The organism is Paraflavitalea sp. CAU 1676 (assembly GCF_029223285.1).
Taxonomy (GTDB): domain Bacteria; phylum Bacteroidota; class Bacteroidia; order Chitinophagales; family Chitinophagaceae; genus Paraflavitalea.
On sequence record NZ_JARHUJ010000002.1, the window covers coordinates 440809 to 464502 of the forward strand.

The following is a 23694-nucleotide window of genomic DNA, read 5'->3' on the forward strand; positions in this document are numbered from 1 at the left end:
CGTTGGTCGGCAGACTCGTTCTTATTTTCCAAGCGCCTTGACGATCGCTTCCCCAACGCCCTTGGCCGATTGCGGGTTTTGGCCAGTGATCAACCGCCCGTCTACCGTAACATGAGGCTGCCACAAACCCGATTTCTCAAATTGACCGCCACGCTCGATCAGTTTGTTCTCCAGCAGGAAAGGAACAACTTTCTCCAGCTTTACCGCAGTTTCTTCTTCATTGGTGAAGGCATTGATCTTTTTACCCTTTACCAGGTAATCGCCATTGCTTAATTTGATATTGACCAGCCCGGCAGGGCCATGACATACCGCACTCACAATACCTCCTTGTTCATAGATAGCGGTAGCGATCTTTGCGAGGACTGTATTGTCGGCCAGGTCCCACATAGCGCCATGCCCGCCCGCATAGAAGATCGCAGCGTACTGGCTGGCATCTACCTCGTCCGGCTTCATAGAATGTTCGATCTTATCGCGGTATTTCTTGTCTTCCCAGAAAGCCTTGTTGGCGGCATCGTCCAGGTTGAACCCGTCGACCGGCGGTTTACCGCCCTGCGGGCTCACAAAATCTATTTCATAACCCGCTTCCTTTAATACTTCCCAGGGATGTGAAACTTCGCCCAGGTAATAACCGGTCGGCTCGCCGGTGCTGCCTTTTTTGTCGTGGCTGGTAACCACAAAGAGGATCTTCTTTTTCATATTTACTGATTGACGCGTTTGAGCAACAGTCTGTCCCACGCCAGTGGTCAGCAGGGCCAGGACCATTACAGAATGAAATAATTGCTTAGTTGATAGTTGCATAATGTGGTAATGAATTGACCACACAAAGCTCGGGAAGGGGAAGGGCCCGGCACAGGAGCCAGCGCACAAATTTGGTGTGATCTATATCACACTAGGCGCCATGTAAACGGCTGAGGGTTTCACGCGACACGCCCAGGTAAGCGGCGATCATCGTTTTGGGCAGGCGTTGGGTAAGGGTAGGGTACTGTAGCAGGAACTGTTCGTAACGTTCTTTGGCGCTGCTGTCGAGCAGGCTGATGATGCGTCGCTGTAAAGCTACATAACCGTTGCTGGTCTTTACGCGGAAACAATGCTCGATCTTATGCAGCTCCGAACACAGCTTTTCGCGATTGTGCAGCGACAAACACAGCACTTCCGTTTCTTCAAGGCAGTCGATATTGATGGTGGCGGCAGCCTGGTTGAAATGCGCCTGGTAATCGGAGATCCACCAGTCCTCCATCGCAAATTGCAGAATGTGCTCCTTGCCGTCTTGCGAAGTATGCGTAGCCTTGAGCAATCCCTTCAGCACAAAGTGATCGTTGGGCACCGCGTTGCCTTCCTGCACCAGGAACTGGTGTTTCTTCAACTTCTTCGTCGTGAAGTGAGACAGGATATAATCGAACTCCGCATCGCTGAACGGACTGATTTTCTCCAGGTGTATGCGTAACGGGTGACTCATATTCGCTCCTTTAATGCCGTAAACAAAGCTAAACAATTGGGTCCTGGGCTGGTTGCGCTGGCTGTGTTTGCAGGTGGATCTTCCCCATCATCCACAAAATGATCACGCCCAGCAACGACATCAACGCAAACGACCACCGCAGGTTCGAAGCCTGAGCAATAAAACCCACCACCGGCGGCACGATCAGGAAACCAAAATAGCCCACTGTCGATACTGCAGCAATCGCCGGACCTCCACTCATATTGGGCACCTTGCCCGCCATGCTGAACGCCATAGGCACCACACACGAAACGCCAAAGCCTACCAGCAGGAAGCCAAAGGCGGCAATATAGGTATAGGGCAACAGCGCCGCCAGCAACAAGCCGGCAAACATCAGCGAACCACTGTAGGTGAGCAGTTTCCGGATACCGATCTTGTTCGCTACCCGGTCACCGGCAAACCGGCCCGTCGTCATCGCGACCATATAAATAGCATAACCGGCAGTAGCCAGACCAGGCGCCGCGCCCGTCGCTTTGCGCAGGTAAATGGCCGCCCAATCGTACATCGTGCCTTCGCAGGCCATCGAGGCAAAACACACCAGGCCAAATTTCAGCATCGTACGGTCGGGCATCACAAAACTGCCCTTCCTTTCATGGGGCGAGGGCAATTGGTGCACACTGTCCTTGAAGAAATAACAACATAAGCTCGTCAGCACCACGCTTACGGTAAGCAGATGCCAGGAAGTGGCAATACCAGCCGATACCGCCAGCGTACCCATCGCGGCGGCTGCAAAACCCGCGGTACTCCAGATGCCGTGCAACGAGGCGATGATTGATTTGGAGAACATGGCTTGCACACCCAATGATTGGGCATTGGCCGAAATATTGAAGAGGTTGCGCGAAGAACCAAAGAAGAACAACACCAGCACCAGTTGCCAGGTCTCATTTACAAAACCCACCAGGCACATCATCAGGTTAAAAAGGATCGCCCCACCCATCATCACATAGCGGCTGCTGATGCGGCGCAACAGGAAACCTGTCAGCGGCAGCGTCAGCATCAACCCCGCCGGCATGGCAAACAGCACAGCGCCCAGTTCGGCCTCATTAAGATTCAGATGGTGCTGGATAGACGGAATACGCGAAGCCCAGGAGGCAAAGCCAAAGCCTGATACGAAAAAAAACACGGCAATTGCGATACGGGCCTGTCGGGGAGAAGCTAAATCCGGGTCACCAGTCATCATTACAATTATGCTTAATGTGAAGGTGCTAAGATAATCAAAACCAGCCAGCAGGAGGGAGACATTAGCCCCACCTGTCGAATTATCTTGCTCACGTGCAATCGTTTGAGCAGATCCCGGCAAAACGCAAAATCAAAGATTGCGCACACGGTTGTACAGCCAACACAATCGTTTGCAATTAAGATGTGCATTTTTCACCATGCATGGCGAGCCGGTTTATCTTCTAAATTCAAGGCGTATTTAAAAGGATAGCAGCAAAAAAACGGAAACATCAACACCTGCTATTACGCCAAATAAACAAGCTTATGAGATTAAAGTCGCTATTGCCAGCGAAAAGCATCGCTTTTTGCGCCTTGCTCATTGTGAACGCCCGGCCCGCCGCAAAAGCCTACACTGGTTACCAGGCAGCCCCACCCGCAAGCAACGGTAAGGACACCATCCCGGTTACCGACACCACGCTGGCAGCAAAAGCAGCACCCCAACAGATCGCGACCCAGGCTACCTTCTCCAAAGATGGAAAGGTCAACGTTCGCACCCTCAGTTTCACACCCTTTATTTCGGTTCAGCAGTACGTAAAAGGCAATTTGGCCGGCGTATATGTACAAGAGCCCTCCGGCGAACCCGGTACCGAACAGAACCTATTTATCCGTGGCATCTCGATGCCACTCCTCAGCAAAAGGGAACTCTTCGACAACCAGGCAGCCGTATACCTCAATGGAGTACCCCTGGCCGCCGACAATCCTTTTGCTTACGAGATACAGCAATACGATTTTAACCGCATTGGCCCCGCCACCAACCTGCTCGCGGCATTGAACATCGATAATGTGGAGTCCATCGAGGTCATCAAAGATCCCGCACGACTCGCCATCCTGGGTCCTGTAGCAGCCAATGGCGCCATCTGGATCACCACCAAAGCCGCGAAGTCTGGCCGTCGCCAGATCAATATCAACGGCTACGTGGGTTTTGCACCACAGCAACAGGTAACACCTGTTAATGGCGTATACGAAAACAATTTCCGCCTGCCTTTCTATAATAAATACGGCACCCTCAACGACCGCTTTAATTATCCAGCCTACCTGAAAGATTCATCCAATGCTGATTATTACGGTCGCTCCAACTGGACCGATAGCTATTACAAGAACCAGGCGCTGTACAACCTCGACCTGAGTCTCACAGGTGGTTCCGAAAGGGCCAACTTCCGCTTCTTTGGCGGCGCCACCCGCAACGCCAACACGGCCGATGAAACAGCCCTCCAGCGTTACAATGCTTCGTTCTCGATCAACGTGCTGCCGCTAAAGTGGGTCACCGCTTCAGCCATGATCAACGCCACGCACATGATCCGCAACCGCAACCGCAATTTCGTCGATCGCCTCGCCGAAGCACGCTACCTGCCCGACGTATCCAATCCGTTACCGCCCAATAAATCGGTGTACGAACAATACCTCGGCCAGTTCGATGAGAATGTAAAGGACGATAACAAGACCACCGCCGTACAGGGTTACTTCAATATCCTTGCCCAAATGAAAGGATTCCGCTACACCGGTGGCCTCTCTTTCGATTATAACGAAGGCACACGCGATGTGTTCTATCCCACGCAACTGCTCGAAGGCAACAACTTTGTATCGAACTATTTCGGCTTCAACCAGCGCTTCATATTCAGCAATGCAGTGGGATATACCTGGAACATCGATACGCAGAACAAGCTCGATTTCGAAGCCGGACAAACCTACCAGTCAACCCGTAATAAGTTCGAGTATGCCTATGGATACAATGGCCCCAACAACTTCATTAAGCTCAATATTGTAAACGGTGATCCCAATGCCACCGACTACCTCCAGTCCAATGGCTTTGATGTATTTTACCATCCTTCCAACCAGAAAGTAGCAATAGCCGCATTCTTCGGAAAGGCCAACTGGGCATACAATGATATCCTCGACGTTACCGCTGTTGTACGCCGCGATGGAGCATCCGTCATGCAGCCCGACAATCGCTGGTACACCGGCTATGGCCTTACAGCCACACTCGATCTGTACAAGACCGTAGTAAAGAATGCCGATTTCCTCAGCAACCTAGACCTTACAGCATCCTATGGCAGAAACGGCAAACTCCTGTCAGATGATCGCTTTGCAGGTGGTCCCAACTACCGCTCCGATCTTTCCTGGACAGGCGCCCCCACCATCGGTAGCTTCGCGGGTCTGCCTGGCCTTTCCCGCCCCTACAACTCCGGTTGGGTAGGGTATGGCATACCTTGGGCCTATGTAGAACAGCTGAGCGCTGGCATCAAAGCAGGCTTTCTGCAAAACAAACTCCAGGTAGGTATCGACGTATACAGCAAAACCGATAAGGACATGATGCTGCCCGTACCGGTACCGGCTGAATATGGTTACAAAACAGCCTATGCAAGCGGCCTCGATGTAAACAACAGCGGCGTAGACCTTACCCTGCATGCAGGCGTGTTGACAGAAGCTGCCAATAAACCAGGCCTCAGCCTCCATGCCAACCTGAACTACAATAAGAATGAACTGAAGGCACTGCCCAACGGACTGCAGCGCCTCGTGATCAACGATCACCTGCTGCAGGTGGGTCAACCCATCGATGCCTTTTGGGTATATAAGAATGAAGGGATCTACAACACGAATGCAGAAGTGCCCGTTAAACCCGGCACATCGCAGCCCCTCACATACCAGGGCGTAGCGCTCAAAGCAGGCGATGCACGCTGGCAGGATGTGAACGGCGACTATACCATCAATGAAGATGACAAGGTAATGGTGGGCAACTCCCTGCCTAAGATCACCGGCGGATTTGGCGGCAACCTGGCATACCGCTCCTTCAACCTCGATTTCAACTTCTATTTCGCACTCGGCCACAAACTGCTCAATAAATATGCGGCACAAAGGCTCGACTTCATCAATACCGATGCCAGCAGCTCGATCGACGGCGTAAAGGAGATCACCTTCTGGGAAAAGAAGATGGACCTCGGCGCCTATCCCATGTACAACCCCTGGAGCAACACCATTCCTTACCGCCTCGATCAGGACCTGTTCCTCGACAAAGCATCCTTCGTGAAGCTGCGCTCCGTGACACTGTCCTACAACCTCGTTAGCGGCTGGAAAGGAAAAGGCAAGAGCAATGTGTTCAAAGAAGCAACGGTATACCTCACCGGCGCCAACCTGTTTACCATCACCTCGTTCAAGGGCGACGATCCCGAGCTGGTACAGTACAATGGCTTGTACACCGGCGCAGGATTGCCCATCCAACGCTCCTTTATCCTCGGTTTCAAATTAGAGTTATAATCATTCAACATATTAATATCCCCATAGTATGATAGGGAAAAAAATAGCAACTGTTTCACTCACCGCCCTGCTGTTCGCCGGAACGCTGCCGTTCACAGCCTGCAACAAACAGCTCGACGTAAATTCCACCCGCCAGTCGGATGAAGCCAAAAGCTGGAAAACCATCGACGATGCCCGCTCAAGTCTCATGGGCATCTACGGACTGTTCCGCGCAGCCGTAGCCGACAACAACGCGCATTGGCTTTTCGGTGAACTGCGCAATGGCGACTTCACCGCACTTAAGCGTCCCGATCTCAAAGCCATTATAGAAGGGAAACTCAATGCATCATATCCCGTAATCGAAAGTATTGCCAACTGGCGCCGTTTCTATGCCGCCATCAATGCCTGCAACCTCTTCATCGAGCGTTCGGGCGAAGCGTTGGCCGATACCCGCTACACCGAGATCAACCACAAGGTCGATGTAGCCCAGGCCAGGGTACTGCGCGCATTCATGTACTACTATATCGTACGCATCTGGGGCGATGTGCCCTTGCTCACCAAATCCTACGATAACGGATCCTTCAAACAATTTCCCCGCAGCAGTAAGGAAGATGTGCTGGGATTTGCCGTGCGGGAGATAGAAGAAGCAGCACCCATGCTGCCGTTTGCCTATGGCGCTGCCGATCCCAAAATGCCCGGGGAGGTGTACCACACCAAAACTTATACAGAATGGAAGAACATGCTGATCAATAAAGTGTCGGCTTACGCCATTCTCGCACACATCACCGCACTGCAGGGAAACTACTATGCAACAGCCGGCTATACCGACTACGTGATGCAGAACTACAACCGCATCGCCATCAACTACCTGTCGGTAGGTGACCTCACCGGCAGAACCGGTATATTCAACGAGCTGGCCGATGACCTGGGGACCGATCAAAATCAGTTCATCTCCTTCAATTTCCTCCGGGGAATGGGAGAGTTGTCCGTATCAGGCCACATCGAGCAACTCACCCTGGCATACCCGCTGGTATCAAAACAATCGCCCGATATTTACATTACAAAAGATACACTGGCATCCATGTTCCCCACCAGCAACGGACAGGATCTCCGCTTTGGTACCGATACCTCCAGCGTCGATCAGGGAACGCCTACCTTATACCGGAATGCCTACATCACCAACTACGGTGAAGAAATTCCCATCTTCAGCAAGGTTAAATCCATCAACGCAGGGGTAGCCGGCGAACAACAGTTCAACGTGTTCACCAGCGCCATCCTGTTTACCCGCCTTGAAGAAATAGTCCTGTTGCGCGCAGAAGCACTCGCGGTGCTGGGCCACGAATCAGATGCAGCCACCCTGCTCAATAATATCCGTTCCCGCCGCAACGTAAAAGCCTTCGACGGTGAAGAGGCCGGAGCCGATCTCATCAAAGAAATATTCGAAGAACGTCGCCGGGAACTGGTAGGAGAGGGCTGGCGTTGGTATGACCTTGTACGGTACAATAAGATCAAAAAGAACAACCCCGCCTTCAACGCCCTCATCAGCAATGGCGGCATCTATTGGCCCGTATCGAGAGACGTCCTCAACAACAACGCACTCATCACCCAGAACAATTACTGGAAATAATTGCCGCAACGACTTCACCTGAAAAAGAGAACGATCATGAACATCAACTATAAAAAACTCGCACTGGCCGCAGCCATCGCCTGCATCGCCATCGTAGGTTGTAAAAAGGATGAAACCTGGTACAACTACGACAAAGAGACCAGTGTATTCAATGGAAACAGCTACCAGTACCTGCAGAATGGCAACGGACTGTTCGATTCCATGCTCCTGGTCATCAACCGCCTGTCGGGATTGAAAGATTCCCTCACGAAAGGCAATGTGACCCTCTTCGCGGTCAACAACAACAGCTTCAACCTGGCCATGAAGAACCTCAACCTGCGCAGGGCCACCATGGTGCCGGCAAGGCCGCCACTCACCCTGGCCACCCTCGATTCCACCCAACTCGATACGCTCGCCTGCCGATACATTTTGGCTGGCATGTACAATACCGATCGCGTGGTCGACAATGCCGATGGTGTCCTGGCACCCGCTATCAAATACAGTTACAATATGAACCTGCTGTACGAAAGGATCAATGCCGCCGGTTACCAGGGCGGTGGCCCGCAGCAGCTGTTCTTCAGCGACCCCAAACAAACTCCCTTCGAAGTGTTCTGGGTAACCACCAAAACACAGATCGTGAACGTAAAGACCAGCAATGGCATCGTACACGTGCTGTCATCGGGGCACGACTTCGGTTTCGGGAATGAATTCGTAGAAAGAATGAACCGCTAACCCCACAAACACTCATCCCAAAACAAACGACTTATGAATAATAAACAATGGCGGCTCTTCACTGGCACCCTGTTGGCTGGCGCCTTCCTGCTGGCCCTCACTGCCTGTAACAAATTGGTACCCACCTACCGCGATGCACTCAGCGCAGAGGCCGGCTTCTCCCAAACCACCTTCGAGCCGGTGGTAGGACGTACCACCCAGTACTCCAACGTATTTGTGAACCCCAACAACGGGTCTACCTATCCCATCGACTTTACCATCGTGAATGCCCGTCGCTTCAGCGGCGAAGCAGCGCCCGAACTGTCAGATATATTTCCCGTAAAGGTCTGGAAGCAGGCCTACACCGGCACCGAAACCAGTATTGCGGAGATCGAAGGCAAACGTGCAACCGAATACCACAATGTATTTGAAGTGCGCAAGCATTCCGGCGACTTTGTATTGTGGTCCTCATCAACCTCGCGCATCCTGCGTTGTCAGGCCGACTCCGGATATGTATTCGATGTAGAAATGAGCAATAGCGGCGGCCGTCGCTACTTCCGCAACATGCGCCTCATGCCATTCCGCGAACGCCCTTATGAACCATCCAACCTCAACCCGGTCACCGGCCAGTCGGTATCCAATGGTATCTATCCTTCTTATATGTTGAATGTAAGAGGCGATTCCTCCAACAACTACCTCACCGCCGCCGATGTGGATGTGTATATCCGTAAATCATCGGAAACTGGTAAAACGCCGGGCAATACCATATCCTTCATGTTCCTGGACAAATACTTCAAGCCCATCGATCCGGCAAAGTTCGCCCTCACCGACTGGAATAATCTCCTGCACGGTTTCAACGTGAAGAAGACTGCTACCCGCGTAACCTACGATGTAGCATTCCCCGTTCCCCTGGCACAGTTACCTACCCGTTTCACAACGGCTGATGGAAGGAGAACAAGCGTAAAGTTTGGTTACTCACGCATCGGCTTTGGTGGCTTCCGCCAGGATGCGGTGATCGGACTTGACTTTGCCATTTATGAACCCGGCGATTGGGAGATCGTATTCGCCTTTAAAAATGACAGCCCCAAATTCTCCAATGACTAATCCAAACGCTATAACAATGAAAAGTAATACCAACATAAGGACATCATACCTGGCCTGCATCCTGTTGTTACTGCTGGTTGGCATTAGCCCGTTGGGAGCCTTCGCACAGGAAAAGATCAAGGTGCAGGGCATCGTGCTCGGCAAAGGCGACAATGCCCCCAAATCCGGCGTAACCATCTCTGTTGGAAAAAAATCGATCGCAGCTACAGATAAAGACGGCCGATTTACCGTAATGGTAGATCCCGGCGCTACACTCACGTTCACGTTCAGCGGTTTCGGCGCTGAGAAGAAAGTAGTGCAACGCGCAACCGCCAACCTCGAGATCGTCATGGCGCCCAAAGACGAAGCCATGCGCGAGATCGTGGTACAGGGCTTTAAGAGAGCCACCCGCGAAACCACCACCGGTTCTACCGTAGTGATCAGCGGAAAGCAATTGCAGGACGTACCCGTATCCAACGTACTCGAACTGTTGCAGGGAAAAGTAGCGGGCGTTAACATCCAGAACAATACCGGTTCACCCGGCGCCATGGGTACCATCAACATTCGCGGTGTATCCAGCGCACAGGTAAACTCCAGCGGCTTCCTCACGCCAACATCACCACTCTTCGTGATCGACGGTGTACCCGTTGACATGAACACCAACTATGAATACGGATTTCAGGGCGGTGGTCCCGGCATCAGCCCCCTCTCACTGATACCGCCCGAAGACATCGAGTCGGTAGAGTTCCTGAAAGACGCCGCCGCCACTTCTCAATACGGTTCAAGAGGCGCCTACGGGGTGATCATCATCACCACCAAGCGTGGCCGTTCCAAAGTGCCCATCGTATCTTATTCAGGTTCTTATTTCGTGAGTTATGCTCCCGCCCAGCGCAAGGTAATGGGCGGTAATGAAGAACGTCGGTTCAGGATCAACCAGATCCTCAATTACGATACGTCGTACGCCCAGGGAATGAGCCTGATCAATATTACGCCGTTCCTGGCCGACTCGCTCAATCCTTACTTCAACAATTCAACCGACTGGCAGAAGCTGTTCTTCCGCACCACCAACAACCAAACGCACAACGTCAACATATCTGGTGGCGACCAGACCTTCAATTACAAGACCAACCTCAACTATTATTCAGAGGAAGGTATCTTGCGGAATACTGGCTTCAAGCGCTATACCCTGGGCATGGACGCACTGTACCAGCCGTCCGATCGCTTCAGGATGGTGGCCAACCTGAAAGGGGCCATGGGGCAGCGCAACAACGGTAGCGGAATGGGATTGCAGCAGGTCAATATCAAGAATGCCTCCAACCTGTCTTCTCTCGTGTCCCCGGCCTATTATGCCGATTTCAACCAGGCAGCCGACGGCAAAGAGGTACGTGATGATAATAAGAACATCAACGTGTCCACATCACTCGACCTTCAATACGAACCCATCAAAGGATTGCGCTTCTCGAACCTGTTTACCTACAACATTATCACAGGCAGCTCCAGCAAGTTCAGCCCATCCTTTATCAATGATAATATACCGGAATACTACGCCTACAACGATAAAACCTACAACCTCTACGACCGGGCAGCCATCAACTATATCCGTTCTATTGGCAATCACAACCTGAATTTCTTTGTATTCAACGAAGTATCGTCCTATGGATTCCGGGCCAACGCGTCACTGCTCACACAAACGGCCAATGACCAGATCGAAGGTCCTGTTGGGTACAGCTGGTACCGCTCCAAAGGAGGTACCCTCGACAATGCCAAGGATACACGTATCCATGGTTTTGGTGGAAGCATCTCCTACAACTACGATACAAAATACGTGGTCGATATTAGCTATCGCCTCGATGGAACCTCCACCAACGGACCCTCTACCGGTTACACCGTCAACCCGTCCATCAGCGCACGCTGGAACTTCAACCGCGAGAATTTCCTGTCAGACCTGCCCTGGCTTAGCTATGGATCGATCCGCGGTAGCTGGGGTCGCAATATTGTACCAACAGGCAGCATCTTCGATGTGTTCGGTACCTATCGCATCGGTAACAACTACAACGACGACCCAACGGTATACATCGACTGGGGTAATATTCCCAACGATGCCTTCAAGCCGGTCACAAAAACCAAATTCAACCTGGGGTTAGACCTCGGCTTGTTCAACAATGCAATAAGCACGGTCATCGAACCCTACTATGAGACTACGGATAATGAGGTGATGGATGTAAGCCTGGCCAACGTCAACGGCTTTACCAAGATCAAATCCAACGCACGCAGCGTCGCCAACTATGGAATCGATGCGTCGCTCACCTGGCGCGTGTTGCCGCAGAACCGTGCAGTCCAGTGGACAGTGTCTGGAAATATAGCATGGGTGAATCCCATCCTGAGCAAGTTGCCCAATGGTGAACGCCAAACGATCCTCTCATTCACCGATGCAGACAACGCTAAGTTGCCCCTCGTCTATCGCCTGGGTAAAGCACCTTTCGCCAACCAGTTGTACAATAATGAAGGCGTATATGCCAGCACGGCCGATGTACCGGTGAATCCCCAAACAGGCCTGCGCCTGCAGAATGGCCGTAACACAGGGATCTTCTTCCAGGGCGGCGATCCCATCTGGACCGACATCAACGGTGACTACATCATCGACGAGCAAGACCTCGTAACGGCGGGTAACCCCTGGCCAAAATTCACCGGTGGTATGAACTCCATGTTGACCTATAAGAACTGGACCTTCAATATGAACGTTTCTTATACCCTCGTAAGAGATGTTTTGAACATACCATTGGCGCAAACCTTCCAGAATTTTTATAACCCAACCGTGCCCCAGGCCCTGGTGCCCATCAATGAGTATGATATCTGGAAACCAGGTGGCTCCAAAACATCAGGCAGCCTGAACGCCAAATACCCCAATCCTTTCGATTTCAGAAGGGCAGGGCAGATCAACCCGTACCGCGCCGATCAAACCCTCTTCCAGGAAGACGGCTCTTACTGGAAGATCAACCAGATGACGTTCAAATACAATTTCAACAGGACCTGGACCAAGCGCATAGGAGTAACCTCAGCCGCAGTATATGTAACACTCAACAACGTCTATACTTTTTCAAACTATTCCGGACCCGATCCCGAGTTGGTGACCCAACTGGGCCGCGACATCTCCGGTGGTTATCCCAACCGCCGCAGCATGGCCCTCGGTGCAAACATCCAATTCTGATCTGCCATAACCGGCATCAACGAAAACAAGAAAAAGAAGAACATGAAAAAGACGCTCATCCATACCATCGCAATAATAGCCCTGCTGTTCACTGGAACGGGTTGTAAGAAATTCCTCAACCTCGATCCGCTCAGCAACCTGTCGGGCAATAACTTCTGGCAAACAGAAGCTGATGTGGACAATTACACCAACGGATTATTCGAATTGTACCGGGCAGCCACCTTCCGCAGCAATATGAAAGCAGGCGGCGGTACCGACGAATTTCCCTTCTTCGCCTTTAGTGGCGACATGCGCTTTGCGCCGATCTATGAACCCTCCAATAGTGGTTGGAACCGAACCTACGTACAGTTCCTGCGCACCAACAACCTCAATCCCATCGTACGGGGTAACTACAACTGGGGTGGCAACAACTGGTCAAGCATATTCACCACTTCCCGTTTCATGAACTGGGACCGACTGTTCAAAGTGGTAGCCGGCGCCAATATCCTGGTAGCTGAGGTAGACGATGTGCCTGGCCTTACCCCCGAAAAGAAGGCAAAGTATAAAGCAGAAGGTGTGTTCATGCGTAATATGGCTTACTTCACCATGGTCAGGATCTTTGGTGACGTTCCTTATTATACCAACGCATACAACGCTACAGCATTACCCAGAACGCCGATGGTGGAAGTGTTGAAGAAATGTGTGGAAGATATGGCCGCTTATGAAAAAGACCTGCCCTGGACCTATGATGATGCAGCCCGTCGCGCCGTTCGTGGCATGCGTGGTGGCGCCCTGGCCCTCCTCATGCACATGAAAATGTGGCTCGCCTCCTTCGATGGCGCCAATGCATTCAACCATTACAACGATGCCATCGCTTACGGCGAAGAACTCCTCAAAGAGAACAAAGGCGCTTATGAACTGATCCCATATGTTAACCGCGGGTTCCGCACCGTATTCCGCGGCCGTTCCAAAGAAGGGCTGTTCGAAATGCCGCAGAACTCCAACTACGGCGAGAGTTTTGGCTGGTCATTCTACAGCGACCACATTACCCGCTACCGCGTTAACGCCACCGAAACGCGAAATACCTATCTGTACTACGCGCAAACTTATCTCGATGAGATCTATCCACCCGGACAGCCCGACATTCGCCGCAGCGAATGGTATGTAGATATTTATTCCACTACCGGCCGTTTCTGGCTCACCAAGTACAGCAATATCTTCCAAACGGAGAACAACTCCAGCTATGTCGACGATAGCCAGATCGTATTCCGCCTCGGCGAATCATACCTGCTGCTGGCCGAAGCTTACGCCAATGTTGACCGTAACACGGAAGCTGTAGCTGCGCTCAACGCCATTCGCGATAGGGCAGGCGCTACGCCGTATAGCGGACAGTCTGGTGATGAATTGAAGAAAGCTATCTGGTACGAACGCTGCAAGGAACTCATCGGCGAGGGACATTTCTCGTACGATATGATCCGTACAAAGAATGTGCTCGATCCGAAATTGTCCTTCGGGAATTCCATTTCTGTAGAAGACTACAAGAACGGAGCCTGGACCTGGCCCCTCAGCAATGCCGTACGGGCCAACAATCCTACCATTACTTTAAATAACTACTGGAACTGATCCGGCTTAACAGATAAACTATGATCTCGATCAAAAAGATACTACCACTCGCCGCCTTCGGGCTGATCCTGATGAGCAGTTGCTCCAAAAGTAACTACCAGGATGGTGGAACACTCGACCCCGCTTTTAAGGGCTCCTCATTCGACTACCTCGTATCGAGGCCCGAGTTGTTTGATTCCCTCACCAAAGTGATACGGCTCGCTGGAATGGAACAGATCCTTCGCCAGGAAGAAGTGACCTTCTTTGCGCCGCCTTCTCAATCCATCATGAAAAGTGTGACGGTGCTCAACGACGACCTCAAAAGGGTAGGCGCAGATACCGTTTATAACCTCCGGCAGATCAAACCCGCCGTGTGGAAGAAGTTCCTGAACCGATACCTCTTCAAACACAAGAAATCGCTCACCGATTATCCGCAGGTCGATTTTGAAAATATCCCGGTATATCCCGGACAGCCCTACGTATCCTACGGCAATGATGTCATGAACATCGGAGTATCTTACAACGATGCAAGTGGAATACAGTATGCCGGGCCAAGGTTCCTGTACCTCTCTTACATTCAATCATTGTCCTCACCAACCACTTCCTGGCTCAGTACGCCGGTGGCTACATCCAATATTCTCACTACGAATGGCTATGTACATGTGTTGAGGTATGCATCACCCATTACCATCACCGGGGTCGATATCATCAACCTCACCGAGCACCATTTCGGCTTCAACCCGTTCCAGTTTGAACTCGAAGCCTTGAATGCGGGGATAGACAGATAGCCAGCAGAAAACAACTAACACATTTAAAGGAAGCTTATGAAATTTGTACGAAATCCTTATAACAAAATAAACTGGCTGATGCCGGCCCTGGCAATCTGCCTCTTTGTAGCCTGTAAGAAAGACGACCCGGCAAGGGTACAGATCTATCCCGATGGCCCCAAAGCCGAAGTACAGTTCCTCGATGGAATACCTTCCCCTTCTCAAGGCAGGGCGGGAGCAGTGGTTACATTCAAAATAAAGGGGTTGAAAGGGAAAGAAAATAAATTCAAGTTCCTCATCGGTCAACTGGAGTCGGAAGTGTTGAGTGTGGCCGACAGTACCGTGTCGGTGCGTGTACCGGCCGATGCCATCACCGGTGGTGCTGCCGTAATATTTGACAATCAGTATTATTTCGGACCCGAATTTCGCGTTCGGGGCGATCTGATAATAGATCCCACATTTGTAGGGTTCAATGGAACCAATGGACCAATAAATGATATCGTGAATGCCACCAGTGAACTGGGCTCCTATGTGATCGCCGGTAGCTTTAGCAACTATAATAACCAGTTCACCCTCACAAACCCCATCTTCGATATAGCCAAGATCGATAAAACGGGCAATATTGCATCCAGCAACCGGTTCATCACCCGTGCAGGCACAGGAGGGGGCACCATTTATTCACTCACGCGCCTTGCGTCGGGCAACTACCTGCCCGCTGGATTCTTCACCAAATACAATGACCGCACCGGGCCCAACTCCATTACCAGGGTATACCAGCGCGGCCAGCTCGATACCATGACGGTTGATCTCGTAAATCCCGATCCCATCAACAACCCCAACGACAATAAGGATACGGTGGCTACCTTCAACGGCGGCGTAAATGGCATCATTCAGTACGCCTATGAAACGGCAGGCGGGCAAATCGTTGCAGTAGGATCCTTCACGGAATATAGAAGTATCTACTACACCAGGTCAACCAAAGCCAGTAAGATACCGAATCGCGTATTGATGAACCAGGTGCTCAAAATGAACGCCGATGGATCGCTCGATTCTTCCTTCAACTACGACCTCACCCTGCACAAAGGAAAGCCCGGGCCCAACGGACCCATCCTGGCGGCCATGAAAATATCCAACAACAGGATCGTATTGGTAGGCGCCTTCACCAACTACAACGGTGTACCGGCCCGCGGCATCGTTTGTATTGATGAGTCCGACGGTAAAGTGAGCCCCACTTTCTCTACTGGTTCAGGACCCGATGCGCCCATCGGTACGGTAACCTTCAATGAAAAGACCAACAAGATCCTGGTCACCGGAGGCTTCCGTTCATTCAATGGAATACCCGCCGGTGGAGTGGTCATGTTAAATGCCGACGGCAGTGTAGACGAATCATTCTCGATAAAGCCGGTTAGCGGCGGTTCGATCAATTACGCAGCGCAATTGAATTCCGGCAATATCATGATCGCCGGCAGCTTCCAGCGCTATAACGATAAGGTCCGTCCAGGTTTCGCATTCCTCGATGCAACCGGCGTTGCAACCCCGGCTTATAACACCACCGGAACCTTTACCGGCAATATATACAAGATGCTCGAACGCACAACCGACCTCGGCTATCCCGGTGTGATCCTGGTAGGTAGCTTCTCGAAATTCGACAATACCGACGTACGCAATATTGTTTACCTCGAGATCAGGAAATAGCCTCATTACAGACATACAACAACATAAACATGCAAGCAAAGAACAAAACATACAAAGGCCGCGCTGCAAGAAGATGGTGGTCTGTAGGACTCCTGGCAATCCTGGGGGCAACCTCCACCCTGATCGCCTGCAACAAAACATTCGAAAACACCCTTGAGCAGGATTATGGCGCAGATGGTGGTGCAGGAAAAAAACAAAAGACCCTCGTGATCATCGTCGATGGGGCGGTCGGTCTCGAAGTGCAGAAAACACGCGCGCCTTACCTCACCGTATTGGCCGATAATGCCATTTATTCCTGGAACGGACTCACCGATACCCGGAAGGATGCCGTAACCAACGCACTGGGCTGGACAACCCTCCTCACAGGCGTAACATCCAACAAACATAAGGTGACCGGTGAAGATTTTGCCGGCAACGATCTGCAGCAATACCCCACGTTGTTTGCCCGTATCAAACAGCAAAAGCCCACTGCAAGAACCGTGGCCATCGGAGCATCTGCAGCCTTCATACAAAACCTGGCGGCCGATGCAACCGAGAAAAAGACATTGGCTACTGATGCCGCAGTAAAGGATGCAGCAGTAACCGAACTTACTACTGGCAATGCCGACCTGGTAGTAGCCCAGTTTCATGAAGTGGATGCCGCGGGTGTAGCTGGCGCTTACGTCGCTGAAGATGCCGGCTACAAAGCGGCTATCCTTCAAACGGATGAGCACGTTAAAACGATCGTGGAAACACTGGCGCGCCGTGCAACCTATACGCTGGAAAACTGGATGATCATCGTTACCTCTAACAAAGGTTCCATATTGGCATCCAACCCCGCAGCGGCCGATAAACTCGCCTATGATGATTCCCGTCGCAATACATTCTTTATTTGCTATGCACCTAATCTTAAGGTCTCCTACAAGCCTGGTTCATTGCCCTTCTCCGGCACAACACCGGCCTATCAGGGATCATCGGCTGCGGCTACCAAAGCACAGGGCTCCAACATCGGCAACCTGCTCGATATTGGCGCATCTGGCAGCTACACCATCGAATGCAAGGTGAAAATGCCCACCGGCAACTTTAACTATCCGGCATTCCTCGGTAAAAGAGCTTCGTTTACCAGCGGAGTAGTTGGCTGGGTACTCTTCCTCGAAGGCAATTACTGGCAGATCAACTTCGGACAAACCAGTCTTGGCAACAGGCAGATCAGGGGAGCTACAATCTCTGATGGTAAATGGCATACCCTGACCGTAACCATCCGTCAGGTGGATGCAACTACCCGCCGGGTTGAAACATTTACAGATGGTGTGTATTATGATGGAGGGATCTCCGATGCAAACCGGAACATCAACTCCTATGGCAACCTCAACAGTCCTGCGCCTTTCCAGATCGGTCAATTTGGCACCGACAATACGACCAGCCTCACCAACTACAACGTAACCGATGTAAAGATGTACGACACCGCCTTTGGCCGCGATTACATCCAGGCCAACAATTGCCGCACATCCATACCAGCCGACGATCCGTATTACAAGAACCTCATCAGCTATTGGTCGGGCCGCGAAATAGCAACCCTCGGTGGTAAAAAGGTATTGGCTGGCACATCAGGCAAATACAAGAATGGAGAGAATGGCTTTACCAACGATAAATTGGCGCTCACGCTCAGTGGAAACTATGGCACCAGCAGTTTTGTGGAAGTAGTGAACAATATCTGCCCCACACCCGATGCCAACTCGTATAAAGTGGTGCCCAATTCAGTAGATCTGGTAGCACAGACACTAGCCTGGCTCGGCATCAACCAGGAAGCGGGCTGGAACCTCGACGGCAGCACCTGGCTGACCTCTTTCATGAATTTATAACAACGAAACACTACGACTATCTATATGAGAAAGAATATAATGCTGATAGCCTGCACAACAATTGTCCTTGCGCATTGCGCAAAGAACAAGGAAGTATTTCAGGACGGCAGGGACGAAGGTGGACACCCTGAGCCCAAGGTAACGGTAGATACCAGCAGCGCCGTGGTAGACGTGAGCAAGTATGCCCAGGCAAGGGTATTCCCTGGCCTCATCTGTAGCTCGGAGCCGCGCCTGAAGAACCAGGCCCTCACCATGAACCTGAACTACAACTACGTAAAGGAAAACCTGCGCATACAGGTGGCACCGGAGCCAATGTTCAGCACCGGGTTCTATGCAGCGCCCGGCGAACTGGTCACCATCGATGTGCCCGCCGACTATTCCTTGTCGGTACAGGTAGGCGCCTGGGACGATAACCTGCAATCGGTCCTCAACGCACCACGTGATCCGTTGATCTTTACCCGCATGCAGTTGGCGCCCGGCCGCAACTATGTGCGCAACCTATACGGAGGCCATATCTACATCTTTGCCGCAAGACCCGTAGCAACACCGGTTACGCTCACCTTCTCGGGAGTGGTCAAATCACCCGACTTCGTATTGGGTAAAAGCACCAACGCCGAGTGGACCGCAGCCATCAAAACATCCTGCGTGCCTTACCTCGAGTTGAGGAGCAAGAACATCATCTTCGTAGTACCCCGCGACTATTGTGTAACCTATAATGTAACCGATCCCGAAGCCATCATGCAGGAATGGGATCGTTCCATCGATCTCGATTATTACCAGTGGGAAGGCCTGCAGGAGAATCCTGCCGAAGCCTACGACCTGGCGCCCATCTTGCCATGGCGCGTGGTACAGGATATCAAGCCATCTGTAGGATATGGACACAGCGGCTATCCTGTAGTTACCTACAACGACTTTGGCTGGTTCAACGAGTTCACCAACCTTACCAATATCCGTAAGGGCTGGGCATGGGGCACCTACCACGAGATAGGCCACAACAACCAGCAACCCCGTTACTGGAGCTGGGGCTCATTGGGCGAGACCTCCAACAATCTCTTTAATTTTAAAGCAGCCCACCGCCAAAGCATCGAACACGGCAATCCGGCTGCATGGCCTCCATACCATCCTGCAGTGAACAGCATGTTCCCACAGGCACTGGCATTCGCAGCAGCAACTGGTACAAAGGATTTCGACGGAACCGATGCCCGCATCAACGATCCCTTTGCCCGCATCACGCCATTTGTACAGATATTCGATAAGATCCCTGCCGACTGGGGTTATCCCGGACAGCCCGATGGCTGGTCATTCATGGGTGAACTCTACAAGAGGGCACGTCGTGCTAAGTTTCAGTCAAACAACGATCAGGATAAACGTGACTTCGTATACGAAACACTCTGCGATTTCACCAAAACCGATTGGCGCTTGTTCTTTAGTGCATGGGGCATCAACATCAGTTCCGTATCGCTCAATGCCATCGAAGCAAAGGCCTACAGGATGCTGACACAGGAGATATGGAAATACAATCCCATCACACGCACCGGTGGTGATACCTTCCTCGATCTCTATGCCCGCGCCAACTGGACCGTTACCGTGAACTCGGTAAACCCCGAAGGTGGTGGTAAGGATGTGATCAAAGATGGCGACGTAGCCACCTACTGGCACAGCGCTTATGGCCCCACGGCACCAGTAGTCGGAACGATCGATATGGGGCGGAAGCTGGAGATCAAAGGATTCAAATTCACCCAAAGGCAGGGAGGCGCCCGTAACATCAAGAACCTGAAAGTGGAAGTGAGCAATGACAATACCAACTGGACGCCCATCGCCGGTAGCCCGCTCCTGTTGCAGAAGATGGACGCACAGCAAAGCTTTTTATTGCCATCCAGCATCAGTGTACGGTATTTCAGACTCACCATCAGTGCTGCAGCAGATACCTATAATACAGACGGATCGCTCAATACCAGTTTGGCCGAGGTCGATGTGATCAAGCCATAAACAACAAAACAACTTTCCTTTACTGAATCATATACGAACATGAACAACAGGAAACAAATTACAGGGATAGCATTGCTGGCGGCGGCCGTTATCGGCAGCATCTCGATCCCCGCATGTAAAAAGTACGACGATCCGCCTCCCTTCTTCGAAGAAGATGATACCACAGTAGTGTTGTCCTCGCGGAAAACATTGCTGGTCGTGATCGATGGGGGAGTGGCCGAAGCTTTCCGGACCATCGCACCGCCAAGCATCACCACCATGCTCACACATGGCAAGTATACCTATACAGGCCGCACGGAAGATGTATCGACCGACGGGGCCTCCTGGAAATCCCTGGCATCGGGCGTATCCTATACCCGCCACAAGATATCCGATAGCTCGCTGGTATTTTCGGCGCCCTCCGGCGGCGACCTCCACGATGCTCCTGCCAACTTTCCATCCTTTATGCAGTTCATATTAACCTCCAGCCGCTCCGATATCCAGACGACGGTGATCAGCCCCTGGGGTTATATGATCAATAAACTGTTCCCCGAAGCGGAGAAGCCGATCGCAGTAACAAGCGACGCAGCCGTAAAGGACAGCGCAGTGGCCCAGTTGAAGAATGGCAATCCCGATCTGATGATCACCCATTTCAATGGCATCAGCGCAGCCGGAAAGGAATTCGGATTCGATGCAAACGTAGCCGAATACAAAGCAGCGGTGCTGAAAGTAGATGGATACATCAATGAGATCATGACCGCCCTCAAGGCGCGTAAGGAGTACAATAAAAAGGAAGAATGGCTGGTGATCGTTACCACCTCGCATGGTGGCCTCGGTAAGTCGTTTGGGGGTAGTTCAGCCGCTGAGACCAATGTGTTCACGCTTTACTACAACGAGAACATCAAGAAGCAGGAACTGATCCGCGGCGGATATGTAGGGGTGCAGATGAAGGGAAAAGATGCCACAGCTATTGCTGCTAGCCTCGCCGATGGAACCCAATACAACCCCGAGCGTAACCAGCAAACGGTACAGATCAGGGTAAAAGGAACATCGGGCGCTTATCCGCACTTCTTCTCCAAGATGCAGCGCTGGCCATCTACACCAGGGTGGTCGATGTTCTCCTCCGGGTCCAACTGGTCGATATCTGTACGATCTACCACCAGTGGAGAGCTTCGTATACAGCCGGGATCACCTACGGTGTTCAATAACCAGTGGCATACCATTACGATCGTGTTTGCTGATAGCGCTTCCAAGCGTTGGCTGAGAAGGTATACCGATGGCGTGCGCCACGACCAAACGGAGCTCACGTCCCAATATGCGAATGGTGGCACGTACACGAATTCCTCACCGCTCACAATAGGATTCGGATCCGATCCTACCTATACCAGTTCCGTGTTCTATTCCGCCGACGCGATGGTATTCAATACCGCGCTCACGGATGCGGAGATCAAGGATAATATTTGCCTGCGCGATCTTACGAAGCATCCGCAGTATGCAAGCCTGGTGGGTTACTGGCCCGGTTCGGATGGTTACGGCGGACAGTTTATCAACAAGGCGCCCAACCAAACCAACAACTTTGTCCTGAAAGGATCCTATAAATGGGATGGTCTCAGCGATGTGCCCTGTACCCTCGATCCGCTCACGACTACCCAGGTGGCAGTACAGCCCGCCAACGTAGATGTGGTAGCGCAGATCTTCTACTGGATGCGTATTACCATCAAGTCCGACTGGAGCCTCGATGGCGGATCCTGGATCAAGTCCTTCGAAAGAGAGTTCATCAAGCTATAAGATTGTGTTGTGCTGTTAGTAAGGGCCTGTATCATAGATACGGGCCTTTTTGTTGTTGGCCGGTCCGGTGGTCCCTCCGGCCCACACTGTTGGGCCGCCTAAGTCGCCTGTTTCCCCGGTTTTGCATCTTTACCCACGTGCATGCTGGCCTCCCTGTTCGTGCCCCACAGACCCTCCACCACCGCTATATCGCCATACAACACCCTGCCTCCGCCCCACATGGAGGTATAACCTTTTTTTAGTAAGTTCGACACCAGTTAAACAACCGGAAACCCCATAAGCCTTATGTCATTCTTCAAGAAACTATTCGGCAAAAAAGAAAAGCCTCAACAAGAGGAAGTCGTGCTTCCATGGCTGGAGGCCGCGAAAAGTCCCTGGGGTGTCAGGCTGCTTGACCTGCGGCCCTATACGCATCAAATGATATCCACCACAACGGAGAAGCGGCTGGCCGAAAATGCGGCCTCTTACATGTCGGATGATGGCTTGTCATTTGTAGGCATCCAGCCTCCGGAACAAGAGACGATTGCGGCAGACATTTGCTTTAAACTCGAAAAGTCGCTACTGCCGGGAGTCTTATTTATTCCGGCAATGATGGAGCACAAGTGGGCAATCTACTATCATGGGGAGAAAATAATCTTTGTGCGGAGTTGGCTGCGGGAGGTGTGGGTTACTGCGGAGACAGTGCAGGAAAACGGTCAGTTAAGAGTGACCTCCATTACAGGGAAGTTTCTGGAAAGTGAACCACCGGAATTTACCCGGCGGCTGTTGAAAGCAATTCTGGCAACGCATGCGATGCGGGAAACGGTACCGGTACCATTACCTTCGGAACTGGTTGAAGAGCCCATAGAGGCAGCGCAATGGGCTTTTTCGGTATTGGGCAATCTGGCCGATTGCGGAGTGTTTGAGGACGATTTCGATTATGAACTGACCAGACCGTTACGTTCCAGTTCTTTAATGCATATCGCAGTAGCAAGAGGCGATCTTCACGAGGTTCATAAGTTCATACAACAGGGAATTGATATCAATACGCTGGCGGCGGATGGTATGTCAGCCTTGCATTGGTCAAATGCCCCCCAGGGCACGGAAGCGATGAGCACGCTGTTGGAGCTCGGAGCCGACCCCAATGTTCGGTCAGCCGAAGGCGCAACGCCATTGATGAATGCGGTGCAGTCGAACAAGGCAGCACATGCCGGCGTGCTATTAAAAGCCGGAGCAGATGTGAACGCTAAAGACATCCGCGGATTCACGTCCTTGCACAGGGCGGCCGAAATGGGGCATGTTGACATGGTGAAGTTGCTACTCGCTGCAGGCGCCGATAAAGCGATAGCCGCAGGCGGCTACACCGCCCTTTCGCTGGCAGAGCATCGTGGAAACAGGGAGATCATCAAGTTGCTGCGGGGGTGACGCATCCGAAAAATGGATAATATTGTGCGAGTAGGTGTAGGTGACAGAACTTTAACACAAAATAGCTGACAGGAATTATCATGTCTCAGCAAATTTAT

Annotated in this window: 15 protein-coding genes; 12 read left to right on the forward strand and 3 right to left on the reverse strand. The window is 51.8% G+C overall.

Annotated features, from left to right (window positions below):
- Positions 1-21: 21 nt before the first annotated feature.
- The 3 genes from P2H89_RS06530 to P2H89_RS06540 all read right to left on the reverse strand — a co-directional run bounded on the left by P2H89_RS06530 (position 22) and on the right by P2H89_RS06540 (position 2675).
- The gene (locus P2H89_RS06530) at positions 22-696 is read right to left on the reverse strand and encodes a type 1 glutamine amidotransferase domain-containing protein (protein ID WP_275825775.1); all 675 of its coding nucleotides are present in this window, start codon (positions 694-696) and stop codon (positions 22-24) included.
- 193 nt (positions 697-889) lie between these two features.
- The gene (locus P2H89_RS06535; RefSeq protein ID WP_275825776.1) at positions 890-1456 is read right to left on the reverse strand and encodes a Crp/Fnr family transcriptional regulator; all 567 of its coding nucleotides are present in this window, start codon (positions 1454-1456) and stop codon (positions 890-892) included.
- A gap of 28 nt (positions 1457-1484) precedes the next feature.
- Positions 1485-2675: an MFS transporter gene (locus tag P2H89_RS06540; RefSeq protein ID WP_275825777.1), complete on the reverse strand. Its 1191-nt coding sequence runs from the start codon at positions 2673-2675 to the stop codon at positions 1485-1487.
- 302 nt (positions 2676-2977) lie between these two features.
- Between P2H89_RS06540 and P2H89_RS06545 the strand changes: the two genes are divergently transcribed.
- The 12 genes from P2H89_RS06545 to P2H89_RS06600 all read left to right on the forward strand — a co-directional run bounded on the left by P2H89_RS06545 (position 2978) and on the right by P2H89_RS06600 (position 23596).
- Positions 2978-5965 (forward strand): SusC/RagA family TonB-linked outer membrane protein, encoded by a 2988-nt coding sequence (locus P2H89_RS06545; protein ID WP_275825778.1) that lies wholly within the window; start codon positions 2978-2980, stop codon positions 5963-5965.
- 28 nt (positions 5966-5993) lie between these two features.
- Positions 5994-7571, forward strand: coding sequence for a RagB/SusD family nutrient uptake outer membrane protein (locus P2H89_RS06550; protein WP_275825779.1), 1578 nt, complete (start codon positions 5994-5996; stop codon positions 7569-7571).
- 36 nt (positions 7572-7607) lie between these two features.
- Positions 7608-8282 carry a fasciclin domain-containing protein gene (locus P2H89_RS06555; RefSeq protein ID WP_275825780.1) on the forward strand — a complete coding sequence of 225 codons (675 nt, stop codon included), beginning with the start codon at positions 7608-7610 and terminating at the stop codon, positions 8280-8282.
- Between the two features lie 33 nt (positions 8283-8315).
- The gene (locus P2H89_RS06560) at positions 8316-9365 is read left to right on the forward strand and encodes a DUF5007 domain-containing protein (protein ID WP_275825781.1); all 1050 of its coding nucleotides are present in this window, start codon (positions 8316-8318) and stop codon (positions 9363-9365) included.
- A gap of 16 nt (positions 9366-9381) precedes the next feature.
- Positions 9382-12552 (forward strand): SusC/RagA family TonB-linked outer membrane protein, encoded by a 3171-nt coding sequence (locus P2H89_RS06565; RefSeq protein WP_275825782.1) that lies wholly within the window; start codon positions 9382-9384, stop codon positions 12550-12552.
- Positions 12553-12594: 42 nt separating this feature from the next.
- A complete protein-coding gene (locus P2H89_RS06570) occupies positions 12595-14154 on the forward strand; it encodes a RagB/SusD family nutrient uptake outer membrane protein (protein WP_275825783.1) in 1560 nt (519 codons plus the stop codon).
- Positions 14155-14174: 20 nt separating this feature from the next.
- Entirely contained in the window at positions 14175-14921 is a 747-nt protein-coding gene (locus tag P2H89_RS06575; protein ID WP_275825784.1) for a hypothetical protein, read from the forward strand.
- 36 nt (positions 14922-14957) lie between these two features.
- Entirely contained in the window at positions 14958-16595 is a 1638-nt protein-coding gene (locus P2H89_RS06580; RefSeq protein WP_275825785.1) for a DUF5008 domain-containing protein, read from the forward strand.
- 29 nt (positions 16596-16624) lie between these two features.
- The gene (locus tag P2H89_RS06585) at positions 16625-18436 is read left to right on the forward strand and encodes a DUF4983 domain-containing protein (protein WP_275825786.1); all 1812 of its coding nucleotides are present in this window, start codon (positions 16625-16627) and stop codon (positions 18434-18436) included.
- A 24-nt stretch (positions 18437-18460) separates the two neighbouring features.
- Entirely contained in the window at positions 18461-20425 is a 1965-nt protein-coding gene (locus P2H89_RS06590) for a M60 family metallopeptidase (RefSeq protein WP_275825787.1), read from the forward strand.
- Positions 20426-20464: 39 nt separating this feature from the next.
- On the forward strand, positions 20465-22192 hold the full coding sequence (locus tag P2H89_RS06595; protein ID WP_275825788.1) for a DUF4983 domain-containing protein: 1728 nt from the start codon (positions 20465-20467) through the stop codon (positions 22190-22192).
- Positions 22193-22477: 285 nt separating this feature from the next.
- Positions 22478-23596 carry an ankyrin repeat domain-containing protein gene (locus P2H89_RS06600; RefSeq protein WP_275825789.1) on the forward strand — a complete coding sequence of 373 codons (1119 nt, stop codon included), beginning with the start codon at positions 22478-22480 and terminating at the stop codon, positions 23594-23596.
- The last annotated feature ends 98 nt before the right edge of the window (positions 23597-23694 follow it).

Coding starts and splice junctions, on each gene's coding strand:
- P2H89_RS06530 (WP_275825775.1), bottom strand. CDS start 696: ATGAAAAAGAAGATCCTCTTTGTGGTTACCAGCCACGACAAAAAAGGC.
- P2H89_RS06535 (WP_275825776.1), bottom strand. CDS start 1,456: ATGAGTCACCCGTTACGCATACACCTGGAGAAAATCAGTCCGTTCAGC.
- P2H89_RS06540 (WP_275825777.1), bottom strand. CDS start 2,675: ATGATGACTGGTGACCCGGATTTAGCTTCTCCCCGACAGGCCCGTATC.
- P2H89_RS06545 (WP_275825778.1), top strand. CDS start 2,978: ATGAGATTAAAGTCGCTATTGCCAGCGAAAAGCATCGCTTTTTGCGCC.
- P2H89_RS06550 (WP_275825779.1), top strand. CDS start 5,994: ATGATAGGGAAAAAAATAGCAACTGTTTCACTCACCGCCCTGCTGTTC.
- P2H89_RS06555 (WP_275825780.1), top strand. CDS start 7,608: ATGAACATCAACTATAAAAAACTCGCACTGGCCGCAGCCATCGCCTGC.
- P2H89_RS06560 (WP_275825781.1), top strand. CDS start 8,316: ATGAATAATAAACAATGGCGGCTCTTCACTGGCACCCTGTTGGCTGGC.
- P2H89_RS06565 (WP_275825782.1), top strand. CDS start 9,382: ATGAAAAGTAATACCAACATAAGGACATCATACCTGGCCTGCATCCTG.
- P2H89_RS06570 (WP_275825783.1), top strand. CDS start 12,595: ATGAAAAAGACGCTCATCCATACCATCGCAATAATAGCCCTGCTGTTC.
- P2H89_RS06575 (WP_275825784.1), top strand. CDS start 14,175: ATGATCTCGATCAAAAAGATACTACCACTCGCCGCCTTCGGGCTGATC.
- P2H89_RS06580 (WP_275825785.1), top strand. CDS start 14,958: ATGAAATTTGTACGAAATCCTTATAACAAAATAAACTGGCTGATGCCG.
- P2H89_RS06585 (WP_275825786.1), top strand. CDS start 16,625: ATGCAAGCAAAGAACAAAACATACAAAGGCCGCGCTGCAAGAAGATGG.
- P2H89_RS06590 (WP_275825787.1), top strand. CDS start 18,461: ATGAGAAAGAATATAATGCTGATAGCCTGCACAACAATTGTCCTTGCG.
- P2H89_RS06595 (WP_275825788.1), top strand. CDS start 20,465: ATGAACAACAGGAAACAAATTACAGGGATAGCATTGCTGGCGGCGGCC.
- P2H89_RS06600 (WP_275825789.1), top strand. CDS start 22,478: ATGTCATTCTTCAAGAAACTATTCGGCAAAAAAGAAAAGCCTCAACAA.